The organism is Paenibacillus sp. FSL P2-0121, from assembly GCF_037975345.1.
GTDB lineage: Bacteria > Bacillota > Bacilli > Paenibacillales > Paenibacillaceae > Paenibacillus_AQ > Paenibacillus_AQ odorifer.
Genome location: NZ_CP150245.1, coordinates 4,661,480 through 4,677,773 on the forward strand (window position 1 = coordinate 4,661,480; position 16,294 = coordinate 4,677,773).

Genomic DNA, 16,294 nt, shown 5'->3' on the forward strand with positions numbered 1-16,294 from the left:
GATTAGATATGTACGCCTAACCTAACCACTCTCTAATTACCCCATTGACCTGGCTTTGAAACCTCTCACGACTTTTGAGCCCAGGCAAAAATAAGGTCAAATTGTATTATTATACAATTCAACATTAATTATTCATGTCTTAGGAGTAAATCATTGCTATATTTGTGACAACTATTAAACTAAATGACAAGCTACAAAATGGTTACTGCCAACATCACGAAATACCGGGATTTCAGATCTGCAAACCTCTTGCGCAAAGGGACAACGGGTATGGAATTTACAGCCAGAAGGCGGATTTACCGGACTCGGAATATCTCCCTTAAGTACAATTCTTTCCCTTTTCAGCTTTGGAATAGGAATCGGAACAGCCGACAGCAGCGCTTTGGTATACGGGTGGAGCGGATTCTTAAACAGTTCATCTCTTGAAGCCGTCTCCATCATAGAGCCCAGGTACATGACACCGATTCTTGAACACAAATGCTCCACAACACTCAAGTCATGGGAGATAAACAAATACGTTAACCCTCGACTCTGCTGGAGCTTACTGAATAAATTAATAATCTGTGCTTGGATGGAAACATCCAGTGCTGAAACTGGTTCGTCTGCAATGATCAGCTCAGGATTCAAAACAAGCGCACGGGCGATCCCGATCCGCTGCCGCTGCCCCCCGGAGAATTCATGCGGAAAGCGATCAATATGATAAGAAGATAACCCGCAAGCCGCTAGCGCTTCAAGCACCAGATCTCGCACCTCGGACCTTGAGCATAGACCATGATCCAGTAAAGCTTCACCAATGGCATCACCTATACGAACCCGTGGGTTAAGTGAGCTATAAGGATCTTGGAAGATCAACTGCATTTGGGGTCTAATATTGCGCAATTCAGCGGGCGACAGGGAGTGAATGTCTATCCCTTTGAACTTGATCTCACCTGCCGTTTTATCCGTTAGCCGTAAAATCGTCCGTCCGACTGTACTTTTGCCGCTCCCAGATTCCCCTACAAGCCCAAACGTTTCCCCAGGTTGAAGTGTGATGCTAATATCGTCAACAGCCTTTACATGCCCAACGGTTCGGTTAAGGAGCCCCTTAGTAACAGGAAAATATTTCTTTAAATGATTGACCTCAAGCAGTGCTTCAGGCATGAACAACCGCCTCCTCATACAACCAGCAAGCTACCTTTTGTCTGCTGGCCACCTCTTTAAGCTGGGGCTGCTGGCTGACACATACAGGCATGCAATGCTCACAGCGGTCATGAAAATAACAAGAGGGCACCAGCTCAAGCGGATTTGGCACTTGACCTGGTATGGAATACAGCTCATCCTGTCGCTGATTGATTACCGGCTTCGATTTGAGCAGCCCTTTTGTATAGGGATGTTTGGGGTTGTTGAACAATTCAACAACTTCCCCCTCCTCCACAATCTTTCCGGAATACATAACAATCACATAATCGGCCATCTCTGCCACTACGCCAAGATCATGGGTGATTAGTAGAATGGACATGCCCGAGCTATCTTTAATTTCACGCAGCATATCCAGAATTTGCGCTTGAATCGTTACATCCAGCGCCGTAGTCGGTTCATCAGCAATCAATAGCTTTGGACTGCAGGCAATGGCAATAGCAATCATAATCCGCTGCAGCATACCTCCACTTAATTCATGCGGGTAACTATCAGCAATTTGCTCTGGTCGTGATATGCCTACCTGCTTAATCAGTTCAATCGCCCGGATGCGCGCCTGTTTCTTGTTCATCTTCAAATGTACAATCAGCGGCTCCATGATTTGCTCACCGATCTTGATTACAGGATTAAGGGAGGACATGGGTTCCTGAAAGATCATCGCGATCTCATTCCCGCGGATGGTCCGCAGTGTGTTTTTGTCCATTTTCAACAAATCTTCACCCTGAAAATCAATTTTCCCTTGGGCTACCTTGCCCCCGGGTTCCTCAACAAGCCCCATGATGGACATCGCGGTCACGCTTTTGCCGCAGCCCGATTCTCCAACGATACATACCGTCTCTCCCTCGCGAACACGGAAGCTTACATCATCAACGGCTTTCACTTTTCCTTCTTCCGTGAAGAAGTATGTACTTAGACCGTCTATATTCATTAAATCACTCATCTGAGGGTCACCTACCTCTTCTGTTTAGGATCAAGCACGTCCCGGAGTCCGTCACCAAAGATATTGATCGCGATCACTGTCGCAAAGATCGATAACCCTGGTGGAATCCACAGCCACGGCCGATCCTGAAAGTCGATCATATTATTCGCAGCATCAATCATATTGCCCCAGGTTGGAGTTGGCGGCATAACACCTAGTCCAAAAAAGCTAAGAACCGATTCACTCAATATAGCACCACCGATGTTAAGGGTAGCCATAACAATCAGCAACGGAACGATATTCGGCAGCAAATGATTAAACAATTTACGCCGGTCACGGAGGCCTAATACTACCGCCGCCTGCATAAACTCACGTTCACGCAGACTAAGCATTTGCCCCCGTACCATACGTGCCATACCCGGCCAGCTAACAATACTAAGCATCAGCATAACGATATACATCCGATAATCCGTTGGAATCTTCCACTCCGATAATAACGCACCAAAAATAAAGAGCAGTGGCAGACTCGGAACCGTCAACAGAAGATCCGCAATCCGCATTATGATTTGATCAGCAATACCGCGGTAATACCCGGCAATAGCCCCCAGAAGAGCACCGATAAACACCGAAAGAACCATTGATGCTAGTCCCACAGTCAGTGAAATGCGCCCCGCCTGCATTACCCGGGTCAGAATATCTCTGCCCAGTGCATCGGTGCCCAGCCAATGATTCATATTGGGTGCCTTGTTCATCATGGCCATATTAATTTTGTTATCCGTATAGGGTGAGAACAGCGGACCAATAAAACAAAGCGCAAACATAAAGATCACCACCACAAATCCGGATACCGCCAGCTTGTTCTTCAGCAACCTCCGCATAGATTGCCGGAATAAAGAGGATTTTCCTTTGGTGGTCTGCGGCTTCGCGATCCCAGCTACATTACTTTGAACTGCCACGTCAGCTTCCTCCTCTCTATAGCCGAACTCTAGGATCGGCAATCCGGTACAAAATATCCGAAAGCAACGTTCCTATGACGGTAAGTATGGCAATAAACATCGTAAAGCCCATCAGTAAAGGATAATCCCTTAGTCCGAAGGACTGCATATACAGTTGGCCAATCCCAGGCCAATTGAATATTTTCTCAATAATAAGTGATCCGCCAAATAGTGCCGGAAGCTCAAAACCAACCAGTGTAATTGCGGGCAGCAAGGCATTACGTAAGGCGTGTGTAAAGAGCACCTTGCGTTCTTTCAGGCCTTTGGCGCGTGCCGTACGGATATAATCCTGTTTTAAGACATCGATCATATTACTGCGGAAATAACGGGTGAGCGAACCTAATCCCAGAAGGGTCATAACCACAACCGGAAGGGTCATATGCATTACGATCTCCTTAAAGTAAGCCAAACCCGTAGCATTACTACCCGTGGTGATTATTCCACCTGGAGGCAGCCACTTGAGATCGACGGCCAGGATTTTGATCAGGAATAAGCCTATAAAAAATGACGGCAGCGACATTGCTGCGAATATAGCGATCATCACGAGTGTATCGAACCAGGAATATTGCTTATAGGCAGAGATGACGCCAATAATGACCGCAATCACCCACGTCAGAAACGTAGATACGGCAGCCAGCAGAAAGGAATTCCAAATATAATCATTAAAAAGCTGCAGCACAGGCTTTTGTTGGGCTAAGGAATACCCGAAATCACCATGCAGCGCATTCTTCATCCAGATCCCATACCGTTCAAGCACAGGCTTGTTTAAGCCGTAGATTTCACGCAGCTCAGCTTTGCGTTCAGCGGTCAATTTAATATTTCCGGTTATGAAGTCACCGGGAGTTGAAGCATACAGACAGAAGATCAATAATGATGCCGCAAATAAGATGATGACCATGTACAACAGTCTTTTCGATAAATAAGCGCTCATGACAGACTCCTTATGATTCGTCCCCTGCCCTTGAATCCAGTCAGGGCAGGGGACACTGGTTTATTTATTTCAGGCTCCAAGTTGGCAGACTGCCAGCAAGACCGATGAACGGGCTGACCGATAGATTCTCAATACGTCCGTTATAGGCGTATACTGTCTTTTTATAACTTGTAAAAATAATAGGCAGTTCATCATTGAAAAGCTGATACAGCTCTTTATATACCGCTTTGCGTGCCTCAATATCAGTAGTGGCCAAGGCTTTGTTGTACAGCTCCAGGAATTTCGGATTGTCATAATCCGTGATTTCTCCATCGAAGAATTGCATGAACCCGTCAGACGGATCAGTCAACATGCTTGTGGAGAAGGATACGAGATCGTAGTCCCCACCTTCTACTTTCGATACCAGTGAGTTAAAGTCTGCGAAAACCTCAGGCTGGAATTCGATACCCAGCGCTTCAAAATTCTCTTTAGCTACAGCGATGAAAATATCTGTGTTTTTACTCTTCGAACCGAGGTAATGGATGGACAGCGGTTTGCCATCTTTTTCACGGATTCCCCCCGCGCCTACCGTCCACCCAGCTTCATCGAGTAATTGTTTTGCTTTTTCCGGATCATATTTGTAAGGATTAATGCCTTCCTCAGTGTAAGACCAGGAAATCGGCGATGCCGGGATGTTGGCAATAGAACCTGCACCTTGCGCTGCATCCACATAAATACTCTGACGATCCAAACCGTACACAATAGCTTGACGTACAAGCTTATCCTTGAGCTGCTCATGCTTCAGGTTAACTTGCAAGTAACCATAGGTGCTTGGAGTGTAAGGAATAATATTCACAAAACCGAGTGCTTTCAGCTTCTCGATATTCTCGTCTGTCGCACTAAAGGAAGCGTAGTCCACTTCACCAGTTTCTACGAACTGCCATACGTCGCCTTCCGTAGTTTTGTAGATGAAATGCTCCGTCTTTGGTTTACCTTTGAAATAATTCTCATTCGCTACAAAACGCACTTCTTGACCTGGAATAAATTTTTCCAGCTTGTAAGGTCCATCGCCAAGTGGCTTCTCATGCAGCTTTTTAATGTATTCAAGATTTCCAATTTTATAGTCCTTGCCATAGTAAGCTTTCGACAGTACATTCGAGCCGAGCTGTACCAGCGCCGTTGCGTTTGGTTGCTCAAGGGTTGCTGAGATCGTCTGTGGATCGATTACTTTAATGCCCTCAACTGTAGGGGATGTACCTTCCTTATAGGCTTTGCCGCCTTTAACATTTAGCGATGGAAGCTGGGAGCTACCATCATACGATTTGTCGTATTGGATCGTCCATGTAAATGCCACATCATCCGCTGTTAACGGTGAACCGTCGCTGAATTTCAAATCTTTTCTCAAGTGGAAAGTGTATGTAAGCTGATCATCCGAAACATCCCAGCTCTCCGCAAGCTCCGGCGTTGGAACGCCTTTGTCATCAACAGTTACGAGAGAAGCGTATAGCAGTGAAGAGACATTGCCATCATAACCACTTTGTTGAAAATAAGGAGTGAACGCTCCGCTTGGGTCCGTAAGTCCGACGATAATGGTATCTGTACGTTTTTGGGCCACCGCTGGAAGTTTGGATAAATCCGTGGCAGTAAAAGGTTCGCTTAGAGCACCCGCAGGAACAATCTCTGGTGCAGTGGTTGCTTCCACATTGGTTGAATTGGAGCCTGCAGCCGCATTGTTTGCGGATGAGGATTCGTTATTACTGTTGTTAGCGCAAGCAGAAAGTAACAGTGACCCCGTAAGCAGTAATGAAGTGATTACAATCGCATTTTTTCTCATGTACCTATCTCCCTTTTCTCTCTGAATAGAATAATAACTATAATTCCTACCCGTTAAGTATGAATAACATCTGATGTTCATTATAGAAAGGTTTTCTAGTTCTGTAAAGAGAGAACTTCAAAAAAATTCTCCATAAACAGAATTAGGCGATAATTAAAATAAATAAAAAAAGCCAAAACCCTCTCTGCATAAGAGAAGTCCTGGCTTTCAGGCGGTTATATTTTTTAAAAATCATTATTTCAAATACTCGAATAGCTGCTCATTCATCCGATGAATGCCTTCAAGACGCAGACTGTATCCGGTGACATTCTCCCCTTCAATATAGGCATGAAGTAAACCTGCACAACGAAGATTAAAAATATGATCATGCACAATCCCCTTCGAGATCCCCGCATGCTTAACAATTTCGGTAAACGTCTTACGGCCACCACTAAGGGCTTGGAGGATTTTTAGCCGGCTTTTTTCACTCAGACTACGGATCGCTCTGTACATAAAAGGGGAGAGTTCCTCATTCTCCATCGATATCCACGCCGCATAATGGCAGATCGTTAATTCACCGTAGCAATAGATAATATTAGCAGGCTGAAAATGATACTGTGGAATCAGTACGAGCTTCTTAAGCCCATCCGTAGGCATGAAGTAAAATCCGTTGGTCGTCTTGTTCACGAAATCCGCAGTGTCCAGTCCATTAAGCTCCATGTTCTTGGAGTCCGCATGCTGCTGTAGTTTGCTCAAAATCGCAGGATTGCATTGGCTAAAGTACTGGCGGTTCCACTCGGAGAGCAAAAATACTACGCGGTTACGGTAATCCTCCATATGGCTTGGAAATACCTTTACATACTTTGATAAGGTCTCATATAACTCACCAACCGATAACCCTTCAATCCATTTCAACACACTGTCTACATCATCTTTAAATGGACAACAGTAAATGAGCAGATTCAACATTTTCCACTCATTGTTTAGTTCGGTTTCTTTCAGACGGGATAACAGCTCTTCACTGAGCGTGCTTTCAATTTCATTAGCCCACGCTACCCCTAAATCAATCTTCTTATAGGATTTTTTGCAGAGATAAGTATGTAAGCTGTTCAACAATTCATAAATCGATCCAAATTCAACCTCAACCTTGTATTCCACAATGATTCCTCCTGCTAGCGGTTCTTTTCAGTAGTGAGATATTCTCTTAATCTTATTGTATTATCCTGAGAATACGCAAGCTACTCTATAAACGGGAGTGCATAAAAATTCATTAGCTGCTGTTTCTGCTCCGAATTTTCTGTATTGCACGCTGGTTTAGCTGTCATTTCCGCGAGCGTGGACGCTATCGGACACAACTGAGCTTGTGCTAATGGCGTCTGCCGTAGGCTTCAGCGCGAGATCAGGACTCTGCTGCGCTATCGGACACAGTTGACCTTATGCTAATAGCGTCTGCTGGGTCCGTAATCTCCTGCGGGAGATCAAGACTCAGCTCTATCGGACTCAGTTGAGCTTGTGCTAATAGCGTCTGCTGGGTCCGTAATCTCCAACGGGAGATCAAGACTCTGCTCTATCGGACTCAGTGGACCTTGTGCTAATAGCGTCTGCTGGGTCCGTAATCTCCAGCGGGAGATCAAAACTCTGCACTATCGGACACAGTTGACCTTATTCGCAGTATTATCCCCTTTTTTGTGTGCTATCGGACTCCATAGGCGCTATTGACACTATAAATGCCTATTTCGTGCCTATTCCAAAGGAATAGCTGCACTGGGGTCCGAAACTTTGCTCAAAAGGCTAAATATGTGCGAATAGCGTCTGCTGGGTCCGAGAGGTTCTACGGAGGTTTAGGATTTTGTTCCATCGGTCAGTTGACCTTGTGCTAATAGCGTCTGCTGGGTCCGTAATCTCCAACGGGAGATCAAGACTCTGCTCTATCGGACACAGTGGACCTTGTTCGCAGTATTATCCCCTTTTTTGTGTGCTATCGGACTCCATAGACGCTATGGGCATAAAATAGGCCTATTTCTCGTGCTTATTCCAAAGGAATAGCTGCACTGGGGTCCGAAACTTTGCTCAAAAGGCTAAATATGTGCGAATAGCGTCTGCTGGGTCCCTAAGCATCAGTGGGGAATTAAGACTCTGGACCGTAAGCTTCTGCGACGGATTGGGATCCTACGATATTGGACACCTATCGGACACAGTTGACCTTATTCGCAGTATTATCCCATTTTCAGCATGTTATCGGACTCCATAGGCGCTATGGGCATTAAAAATGCCTATTTCGCGACTATTCCAAAGGAATAGCTGCACTGGGGTCCGAAACTTTACTCAAATGACTAAAAATGTGCAAATAGCGTCAATTGGGTCCGTTAGATTCCGCAGAGGATTAGGACAAGCGAGAGTTCGGGGTTCGGGGTTCGGGGGTTCCGGGATTCCAGCGTTCCCAGCATTCCCAGCGTTCCCATCATTCCAGACTTCCAGACTTCCAGCGTTCCCAGCTTACCAAAACAAATACTCGAGGTTAGTTAACTCTCACTTGCTATATTCTGCTATAGCCAAATTGCCCACATGAAAAAAAATGCAGTGCAGCGATCCACGGGTAACAAGGAAAACAACATTCAAGCCGAAGAACAATCAATCTGGTTCGCTCCTCGCTTTTTGCAATTCATGGTAGTAAAATATAGGCAATAACTAATTAGGAGTGAAGCCATAAGATGCAAATTCAAAATGAAAACGGACGTTTTTTTGTTGCTAATGACGGTAAGGACCTTGCCGAAATCACATACAGTTTGGATAAAGGAACCGGGGAATTGGTCATTGACCACACTCGTGTCTCCGAAGAACTGCGCGGGCAAGGTACTGGACAAGAGCTTGTACGTGCTGTTGTGGACAAGGCTCGGAATGAGAATTTAAAAATTGTACCCGTGTGCTCCTATGCTGCGCATCAATTCGAGAAGCACCCGGAGTACAAAGACGTGCTGAGCGGGAATACTGGCGGGAGAGCTTAAACCTGCTCCCGTTTCCGCGAAGCTTTTTTAGTAACTATGCGAACTTATAATAGTTCAAATACACTTTAGGGGGAAACGGGTTTGACGACTGCCGACACTTTTAAGAATATTGAGGAATTACAACAACGCTGTGAGCAATATGAAGGAATCTCATTAAAACTGAATTGGGATATGCTCCGCCAGCCATCAAGCGCAGGTGATACGGAATGGCTCGTGACTTATGAGGACGAATTACTGGTCGGTTTCTTGGGACTCTATGGTTTTGGAAGCGATATGGAGGTCTGTGGCATGGTTCGGCCAGGCTACCGTCGACGCGGAATCTTCACCTCTCTGTGGAACCGAGCACAAACCATAATCAAGCGCAATAAAGTCTCTACTCTTCTTCTAAATGCACCCGCCGCTTCTTCATCTGGAACTGCTTTCCTGCAAACCTTGCCTCTGCAGTTCAATCACGCTGAATATCAAATGAAATGGGATGGCAATTCCATGGTGTCATCTGATGTCAGCTCAGCAACAGGGACTGTCGTCTTACGGCCAGCTCGTGAAGAAGAGGCACACATTCTGGTCGAACTGGATTGTGGAGGTTTTGATATGAAGACAGAAGATGCTGCCGAGCAGTATGAGTTGCACAAACAGGAAAGTATGCAAGAGAATATTATGATCGAGATGGACGGCAGGCCTGTTGGGAAAATGCGAGTGTGGACTGAAGATAATGAATCCTGGATCTATGGATTTACAGTCGACAAAAAGCTACGTGGGCTTGGCATTGGCCGCAGCGCCCTTCTTCAGACCATCGAACGAGAGCGCAAAAATTATAATGGTGTAAATCTGGAGGTCGCACTGGATAATCCCAATGCACTTAAGCTGTATGAGAGCTGCGGCTTTGTCATTCAGAATAAACAGGATTATTACCGATATCTCGGCTAATCCCCAGACCTACTCTTGAGATTTTAATAAAGCAGTCACAATAAGACCTCCTTACTTGCTGGTGTTCTAACCTGCAGATAAGGAGGTCTATTTATTATAGTAAATAATCCGCTTCGCCTCTCTCATTTCTACGATCGCTGCAGCTTAAGGAACCGTCAGCTAACACTTCACGCTCAAGAAATACGGATAACAGACGCACATAATCCAGTGACTCCATAATCGAGATTGCCTCTCCATCAAAGCAGTATTTACGTCCATCCAGCAGCGAGAAAACTTCCACGGTCTCCGCTGGCTCACCATAAGCATGATGGCAAAAAACATTGGCCATATGCATAAATCCAGTGATGATATCCTCATTGCCATTAACCATAAATTTCTGAATGTTCACGCTTCGGCAACTTTTTGAAGAGTTCCAAGCCAGCTGCGTAATCATCGATAACTCCAAATTCAGCGCTGGAACTGGAACATGCCACTGTTCATATAACATCACTGGAATCTCCTGTAGATGATTGCTTGAAACGATACGCATAAGCTCATCAGCTACACTCGTTTTGATATCCCAATATTGCAAAAGGGAGGGAAAAGCATCTCCCCTAGGAGGCCACCGGCGTTCTAACAGAAATTGTATAGGTGTCTCTCTTCGCACTTCCGGCAACAGACTATAGAAGTCATTAAGTGTATGCCCCACAGCATATTGAACCTGCTGACGCCAGCGTGGGAGCCCCGTCGCTGGAGCTCCGCTAGCTAAATTCTCAGTCCCGCCCAGCATAATATGCTCCATGCGATAATCGTGCAGCCGTTTATACGGAGGGGTATGTACATCCCTTGGTTTGTTAAACCAACTTCCCACTGGCCCACCCATCTTAGGTTACCGCCATACAGGCTTCGATGAATTGACGTCCGAATTGACGGCAGGCTTCTTTTTCGGCAGCATTAGGGCCATACTCAATCTTTAGGCTATCTTGCAAAATGACTGCTCCACGCTCCTTTAGCTTCTCCTCGATAACATCCACTGCCCCACAATAAATGGCGTAGCCTGTATCTCCACTACCAAAAACTGCTGACTTCATAGCAGTCAAATCAAGTTCATCCATCTCCTCATAGAAATCAAGAGCTTCATCCGGCAACTCTCCGTCTCCCCAAGTATATGCCCCTAGCAGAACGCCTTCATATGATTTTATCTCAATCGCATTACATTCAGTGACCGACTTCAAAACAGCCTCACCGCCTGCTTGGCGTATTCCTTCTACAATCAATTCAGCCATTTCCTCAGTGTTCCCAGTTAAACTAGCATATGCCACAAGCACTTTAGCCATAAACTCCTGTTCCTCCCCTACTAACACCTTAAATTTAAATCATATACGCTTCACCTCATTCTATTTGATAATGATTATCATTGTCAATAAATAAAGTTAAAAAAACGCAAACTCCCCGTTATTACACACGGTTGAGGTTTGCGCTCCGTCTCATTTTTCTTAAAAAGAAGCTTAATAAGCACCTTCCAGCAAGGTTATGTGATTCCCATCAGGATCACGAAAATTCATTTCTTTACCGCCATATTCCATCGTAACAGGTGGCTGACAATCCAGTCCCTTAGCTTTCAACTGCTTGTATGTCTCATCCAGATTATCACAGCCGAATACTAAATTAACAAAACCTGTCGTAAGATTTTCCCACTTTGCAGCATCCCAAATAATAATTCCCGGCTGTTTCTTGTCAAAACCAAGCTTTGCCCCGTCGAAATTACCGTAACCTTCGAAAGGCATAGGAATTCCTAGTACCTCCGTATAAAATTTAGCTGACGCCGCAGTATCTTTAGTGTAAATGTTAGTCCCTTCAAAAGACGAAATCATAACTTGTCCCCTCTCATTCTCATAATATGTCTCATTTCTTACTTAGGTTTAGTCTAACAAGGTTGACACGCTTTGTATTGCAAAATTACGACATTCTTCGGCCTGCATAGACCAAGGCTTCAAGTGGGGTTCTTCCTGCATATTTTTTGAAATTATTGATAAAATGGGACTGGTGACTGTAACCATACGCGAAAATAAGATCCTGCATATTCTTCGTCTGCCCAGGTAAATGACACATCTCCCGCCATACATTCTGAAACCGCACGAGATCTGCTGTTTTTTTGGGCGATACACCTATATATTCTTGAAAAAGCCGTTCAAGTTGTCGTCTGCTTAAATTAGAACTGGTCTCCAAATCCTCTGCGGTCACAATCCCTTTTTGTTTAACCATAGTATAGACTGCGTTCATCATCCGATCGTTAGTCCGCCCTCTACGCTCAAGACGACGAAGCAGATAGGCTTCAGCGGCAGCAATCCTTTCGTCCATCGAGTTTACTTTCTCCAATAGATGACCAAGCTCTTTTTTAAAAGTGCCAAAATATTGTTCTACATCGACATGTGCATTCAAGACATTCCGCAGATGATCATCTGCAAAAAAATGAACCGCCCAGAAATGAAACCGGATACCAAAGGTTGAACTCCCCCCTGGCTTTCTGTCTGAGGAGACTTCAAATGGAGTGTCATTGATGCCGGAGAAAAAAGTGTTTGTATTACCTGATTCTCTATCCAAATCCCAAATAATATCCATACAGGTGTCCGGAATTATTGTCTCCGTCTCAGGTTGTTGTATAGACTCCACATCTACAGAACCCCAAAAACAGCGAATAAACGGCTGCAAGGCATGGCTGGGCAGAAACTCACTAGTGTGGTTGGGTTTTGCAGTTATAGGGAAATACAGCGGTGAGAGATTAAACATAGCTTTAGTTCTCCGATCGTAAATAGGGTAAGAACTCTACTATCTGATCATACACAATCAAGTCATGAAGCACCAGTTGAATAGCCGCATAAGTATGGGAATATTATACACTTCATTAGCATTGGACAAAATAATTGGTGAAGCTGGCTGAGGCGTAATTTGTTTGTAGCAATCAGGTGAAATGTTGTACAATAAAGGCTAAATGAATTTTTTTGAAGGATGGATTAAATCATGTATATAGCGAGCGATTGGAAAGACTATGAAGTAATTGATACAGGCGGTGGAGAGAAGCTCGAACGCTGGGGCGATATTATCTTGCGTCGTCCTGATCCACAGATTATTTGGCCTCTAAATAATGAGACCGCTAAATGGCGTGATGTGCACGGACATTATCACCGTTCCTCCGCTGGTGGCGGACAATGGGAAATGAAAAAAACGATTCCGGACGATTGGAAGATTAGCTATGGTAAATTAAAATTCCACTTACGTCCTACAAACTTCAAGCATACAGGACTATTCCCGGAACAAGCAGCCAACTGGAGCTGGATGATGGACAAGATTGCAGCGGCTAACCGTCCAATCTCAGTGCTGAATCTTTTTGCTTACACAGGTGGAGCTACTGTGGCAGCGGCGAGTGCCGGTGCATCTGTCGTTCACGTGGATGCAGCCAAAGGTATGGTGCAGTGGGCGAAAGAAAACGTTCAGCTGTCTGGTCTTGGAGAACGTCCAGTCCGCTTTATCACGGATGATGTATTCAAGTTCGTACAACGTGAACAACGCCGCGGCAGCAAATATGATGCGATTATTATGGACCCTCCTTCTTACGGAAGAGGACCTGGTGGAGAAATGTGGAAGCTTGAATCAAGCTTGTACCCTTTCCTTGAGAGCTGTATGGAGATTATGAGCGACAACCCATTGTTCATGCTCATTAATTCCTACACCACTGGAATTTCTCCAACTGTACTGCGCAACATGTTGTCCATGACCATGGGCAAACGTTATGGCGGAAAACTTACCTCCGGCGAAATTGGTCTTCCGATCACCTCCTCCGGCATGAACCTGCCATGTGGTATCCTGGGTCGCTGGGAGGCGTAAGCCATGACACAGCATAGTTCCGGCAACAATGAGGCTGTAAGCGGCGGATCGCAACGCTTTGAAGTGTTGTACGAAGACAACCATCTTCTGGGGATTGTAAAACCCGTGAATATTCCTGTTCAGGAGGATGCAACAGGCGATCCTGACCTGCTGAACCTGCTGAAAGAAGATGTGAAGGAACGTTTCAACAAACCCGGCAACGTCTATATAGGTCTGGTCCACCGTTTGGATCGACCGGTTGGGGGCGCAATGATTTTTGCCAAGACTTCCAAAGCGGCTTCAAGACTATCCGAGAGTGTCCGTACTCACGGCTTTCATAAGGTGTATTTAACAGTCGTGCATGGTAAACCGCCAGCCACTCGTGGCCGTCTTACAGATACGCTGCTTAAAGACGCAAAGAGTAACACCGTCACCGTGGTTCGAAAAGGAACTCCCGGCGGCAAGGAAGCAATTCTGGATTACACAGTGCTTGACAGTGCAGAAGGATACAGCCTGCTTAAGATTGATTTACTTACAGGGCGTTCCCACCAAATTCGGGTGCAGCTGAGTTCGATCGGCTGCCCATTATACGGTGATCAGAAGTACGGGGCTTCAGTGAACAGACCGGGGCAACAAATTGCGTTATGGTCAGCACTTGTAGGATTCCCTCACCCTGTTACTAAAGAAGAAGTGGAACTCATCTCTCTGCCCCCACAAACCCATCCTTGGGATCTGTGGCCGCGTGAAACACTACAAGAAGGGCTGTCCTGAAGCAGCCCTTTTTAGGCAATGAAACAAACCCTGTTATTTAAAACAAGGCAGTGATTCTCCGGTTAGTGGAGAATCACTGCCTTGTTTTTGGTTCTGCGTCTGCTACTTGATCAGAGACTATGGGAAAAGGGTCCACGTTGGAGTGTTCTTCCTAGCTCCGCACGAATGCTTAGTCCGATTATTCCAGCCGGGCATGGAATATCCCTTTGAGATTAAACATCCCTTCGAGATTAAACATCATTTTGAGAGATTAAACATCCTTTCCACCTTCCAGCCTGAACTTAGCTAACGGTCCACCGCTCTGTTTAGCGATGGATCAGCAGTGGTACAGTAGTGGTACAGTAGTGGATCCTAGTTGGAATCTGAAATGAAAGTAAGATAACTGCACTCTATACACTTATTCCGAATAAAAAAACAGTAGGTCGGATTTTAAGTGTACTCTTTACAACTAAAAATCAGGGAAACTGTAAAAAGAGAAGTAAATCAAGAAAATAGTTGTATAAAATACAGTTATATCTCAATGCTCGAGTAATTTACAAATAATAGCTGTACAAAATACAACTAAATACATTTAGATACCTCTACATGTTTCTCTTACTTCTAGATGCCACTAAATACCTATATATACTTTCAAACGCTTCTAAATGTTTCTATATACTTCTATATACTTCTATATATATCTATATATTTCTATATATTTCTACATTCATCTAATTCTTCTAAACGCCTCTATCTTCTTCAACATTTTCCGCATTGCTTCCATCGGCTCTTTATACATATATTCTAAATGGGTGTAGATCCAAATCTAATACCCTATCATATTTATTAAAGGCTTATCATCCCAAATTTGAACCTCAATATATCGTTCAGGTCCCTTGTCACCATTGGCATTCCATTCCTGTGGCATACCGAATTTATCGATTACATCTATAATCTCGTCCCATGTATAAACTTGATTGCGATAAGGTTTGCCATCTTTATATCTCATAGTAGGAAACAAATCCCCGTAAGTGAAACTGATCGAAGCAGGATCAAACTGCTCAATAGTAATTTGCAGGCTTTTACCTCTAGGATACCAGTCTAATAACCACGGACATTCTCCCAGCGTCATATAATGCGGACAGGCTCTAGAAGGCTTACCACCTTTTATTATAAATAATTCCCTGGCCTTTGCTTCAAGACCCCGGCAAATATCTAGATAATCTGCTGAACGCTTACTCGCAAAACCTTTATTACGCTGACGTAGATCATTCAGAACCTGTTCCGCTTCTTGGGATGGCAGATCAGACAGATTTTGAAATGGACCTGTAGATTCATCATAGTAGTGATACAGCCAAGCTATTTGCTTCAAGGTGTAGAACCCTCCGGTGTAGTTGTAACAACCATTTTGCCCATTAAGTAGAGCAGTAACTGTTGGTTATGAGAGGAGATCGGATCAAGCGCTTCCGCAAAAAAATCACTGCGGATCTTTAGACCCCGTGCAGTTTCTTCCATTCCAGTCTCCGTTATACTCACCCATACAATCCGCCGGTCCGAAGCATCTCTTTCCCGCACAATAAGCTCATGTTTCTCCATCCGATCAAGTAACATCGTAACCGCTGCAGGACTGGTCGCCAAATGTGGAGCCAGATCAGAAGGCTTCATGGCGTCGCGTTCCTGAAGCAGTTCAAGTACAGTAAGTTGGGCATCCGTCAGCGTTGGAGCAAGATTACTGTCCATATGTAATTTATAATCTTTTAAAATCTTATGCCAAATTTTACTGAATTCAGAAGCATGCACACTTATTCCTTCCTTTCCTCGCGGTTCTATCCGGTATATCTACATTTTCGCGAAACAACTTCCATTTCCTGCAAACGAAGAAAAAATAAATCTGCCGGACCTTCAGCATAAAAAAATAAAAAACGACGCTTAGTCAACCCTCCAAAAGAGCGGACT

At 44.7% G+C, this 16,294-nt stretch carries 16 protein-coding genes; 4 read left to right on the forward strand and 12 right to left on the reverse strand.

Going from position 1 to position 16,294, the window contains the following annotated elements; translation table 11 throughout:
* Positions 1-174: 174 nt before the first annotated feature.
* From MKY54_RS20690 to MKY54_RS20715, 6 genes are all read right to left on the reverse strand, one after another.
* The gene (locus tag MKY54_RS20690; RefSeq protein WP_036685744.1) at positions 175-1,140 is read right to left on the reverse strand and encodes an oligopeptide/dipeptide ABC transporter ATP-binding protein; all 966 of its coding nucleotides are present in this window, start codon (positions 1,138-1,140) and stop codon (positions 175-177) included.
* A complete protein-coding gene (locus tag MKY54_RS20695; protein ID WP_076130798.1) occupies positions 1,133-2,116 on the reverse strand; it encodes an ABC transporter ATP-binding protein in 984 nt (327 codons plus the stop codon). Before MKY54_RS20695 ends, MKY54_RS20690 begins: the two co-directional genes overlap by 8 nt.
* 11 nt (positions 2,117-2,127) lie before the next feature.
* Positions 2,128-3,051 carry an oligopeptide ABC transporter permease gene (gene opp4C, locus MKY54_RS20700; protein ID WP_339187785.1) on the reverse strand — a complete coding sequence of 308 codons (924 nt, stop codon included), beginning with the start codon at positions 3,049-3,051 and terminating at the stop codon, positions 2,128-2,130.
* 16 nt (positions 3,052-3,067) lie between these two features.
* Positions 3,068-4,021, reverse strand: coding sequence for an ABC transporter permease (locus MKY54_RS20705; RefSeq protein ID WP_339187788.1), 954 nt, complete (start codon positions 4,019-4,021; stop codon positions 3,068-3,070).
* Between the two features lie 64 nt (positions 4,022-4,085).
* A complete protein-coding gene (locus MKY54_RS20710; protein WP_036685737.1) occupies positions 4,086-5,834 on the reverse strand; it encodes an ABC transporter substrate-binding protein in 1,749 nt (582 codons plus the stop codon).
* Between the two features lie 234 nt (positions 5,835-6,068).
* Positions 6,069-6,971 (reverse strand): winged helix-turn-helix domain-containing protein, encoded by a 903-nt coding sequence (locus MKY54_RS20715; RefSeq protein WP_076308375.1) that lies wholly within the window; start codon positions 6,969-6,971, stop codon positions 6,069-6,071.
* A gap of 1,553 nt (positions 6,972-8,524) precedes the next feature.
* On the opposite strand from MKY54_RS20715, the gene MKY54_RS20720 reads away from it, so the two are divergent.
* Positions 8,525-8,818, forward strand: coding sequence for a GNAT family N-acetyltransferase (locus MKY54_RS20720; RefSeq protein WP_076308376.1), 294 nt, complete (start codon positions 8,525-8,527; stop codon positions 8,816-8,818).
* An 81-nt stretch (positions 8,819-8,899) separates the two neighbouring features.
* The gene (locus tag MKY54_RS20725) at positions 8,900-9,745 is read left to right on the forward strand and encodes a GNAT family N-acetyltransferase (RefSeq protein WP_339187793.1); all 846 of its coding nucleotides are present in this window, start codon (positions 8,900-8,902) and stop codon (positions 9,743-9,745) included.
* A 94-nt stretch (positions 9,746-9,839) separates the two neighbouring features.
* On the opposite strand, the gene MKY54_RS20730 is transcribed toward MKY54_RS20725, so the two are convergent.
* From MKY54_RS20730 to MKY54_RS20745, 4 genes are all read right to left on the reverse strand, one after another.
* A complete protein-coding gene (locus MKY54_RS20730) occupies positions 9,840-10,607 on the reverse strand; it encodes a hypothetical protein (protein ID WP_076308378.1) in 768 nt (255 codons plus the stop codon).
* 1 nt (position 10,608) lies between these two features.
* A complete protein-coding gene (locus MKY54_RS20735; protein WP_076134641.1) occupies positions 10,609-11,061 on the reverse strand; it encodes a flavodoxin in 453 nt (150 codons plus the stop codon).
* A 171-nt stretch (positions 11,062-11,232) separates the two neighbouring features.
* Positions 11,233-11,598 (reverse strand): VOC family protein, encoded by a 366-nt coding sequence (locus tag MKY54_RS20740; protein ID WP_076308379.1) that lies wholly within the window; start codon positions 11,596-11,598, stop codon positions 11,233-11,235.
* An 85-nt stretch (positions 11,599-11,683) separates the two neighbouring features.
* A complete protein-coding gene (locus MKY54_RS20745; RefSeq protein ID WP_076278319.1) occupies positions 11,684-12,514 on the reverse strand; it encodes a helix-turn-helix domain-containing protein in 831 nt (276 codons plus the stop codon).
* Between the two features lie 231 nt (positions 12,515-12,745).
* On the opposite strand from MKY54_RS20745, the gene MKY54_RS20750 reads away from it, so the two are divergent.
* Both MKY54_RS20750 and MKY54_RS20755 read left to right on the forward strand, forming a co-directional pair.
* Complete coding sequence (locus MKY54_RS20750) at positions 12,746-13,609, forward strand: class I SAM-dependent methyltransferase (RefSeq protein WP_036685718.1); 864 nt, start codon at positions 12,746-12,748, stop codon at positions 13,607-13,609.
* Positions 13,610-13,612: 3 nt separating this feature from the next.
* On the forward strand, positions 13,613-14,359 hold the full coding sequence (locus MKY54_RS20755) for an RluA family pseudouridine synthase (protein WP_076219226.1): 747 nt from the start codon (positions 13,613-13,615) through the stop codon (positions 14,357-14,359).
* Between the two features lie 805 nt (positions 14,360-15,164).
* On the opposite strand, the gene MKY54_RS20760 is transcribed toward MKY54_RS20755, so the two are convergent.
* Together MKY54_RS20760 and MKY54_RS20765 are read right to left on the reverse strand one after the other, a co-directional pair.
* Complete coding sequence (locus tag MKY54_RS20760; protein WP_339187797.1) at positions 15,165-15,710, reverse strand: hypothetical protein; 546 nt, start codon at positions 15,708-15,710, stop codon at positions 15,165-15,167.
* Positions 15,707-16,138, reverse strand: a complete 432-nt coding sequence (locus MKY54_RS20765) for a MarR family transcriptional regulator (protein WP_076127601.1) — start codon at positions 16,136-16,138, stop codon at positions 15,707-15,709. Before MKY54_RS20765 ends, MKY54_RS20760 begins: the two co-directional genes overlap by 4 nt.
* Positions 16,139-16,294: the final 156 nt, after the last annotated feature.

Excerpts from the sequence above, each read along its gene's own strand:
- MKY54_RS20710 (WP_036685737.1), bottom strand. The coding sequence starts at position 5,834 with ATGAGAAAAAATGCGATTGTAATCACTTCATTACTGCTTACGGGGTCA.
- MKY54_RS20730 (WP_076308378.1), bottom strand. The coding sequence starts at position 10,607 with ATGGGTGGGCCAGTGGGAAGTTGGTTTAACAAACCAAGGGATGTACAT.
- MKY54_RS20740 (WP_076308379.1), bottom strand. The coding sequence starts at position 11,598 with ATGATTTCGTCTTTTGAAGGGACTAACATTTACACTAAAGATACTGCG.
- MKY54_RS20695 (WP_076130798.1), bottom strand. The coding sequence starts at position 2,116 with ATGAGTGATTTAATGAATATAGACGGTCTAAGTACATACTTCTTCACG.
- MKY54_RS20745 (WP_076278319.1), bottom strand. The coding sequence starts at position 12,514 with ATGTTTAATCTCTCACCGCTGTATTTCCCTATAACTGCAAAACCCAAC.
- MKY54_RS20755 (WP_076219226.1), top strand. The coding sequence starts at position 13,613 with ATGACACAGCATAGTTCCGGCAACAATGAGGCTGTAAGCGGCGGATCG.
- MKY54_RS20720 (WP_076308376.1), top strand. The coding sequence starts at position 8,525 with ATGCAAATTCAAAATGAAAACGGACGTTTTTTTGTTGCTAATGACGGT.
- MKY54_RS20690 (WP_036685744.1), bottom strand. The coding sequence starts at position 1,140 with ATGCCTGAAGCACTGCTTGAGGTCAATCATTTAAAGAAATATTTTCCT.
- MKY54_RS20750 (WP_036685718.1), top strand. The coding sequence starts at position 12,746 with ATGTATATAGCGAGCGATTGGAAAGACTATGAAGTAATTGATACAGGC.
- MKY54_RS20735 (WP_076134641.1), bottom strand. The coding sequence starts at position 11,061 with ATGGCTAAAGTGCTTGTGGCATATGCTAGTTTAACTGGGAACACTGAG.
- MKY54_RS20705 (WP_339187788.1), bottom strand. The coding sequence starts at position 4,021 with ATGAGCGCTTATTTATCGAAAAGACTGTTGTACATGGTCATCATCTTA.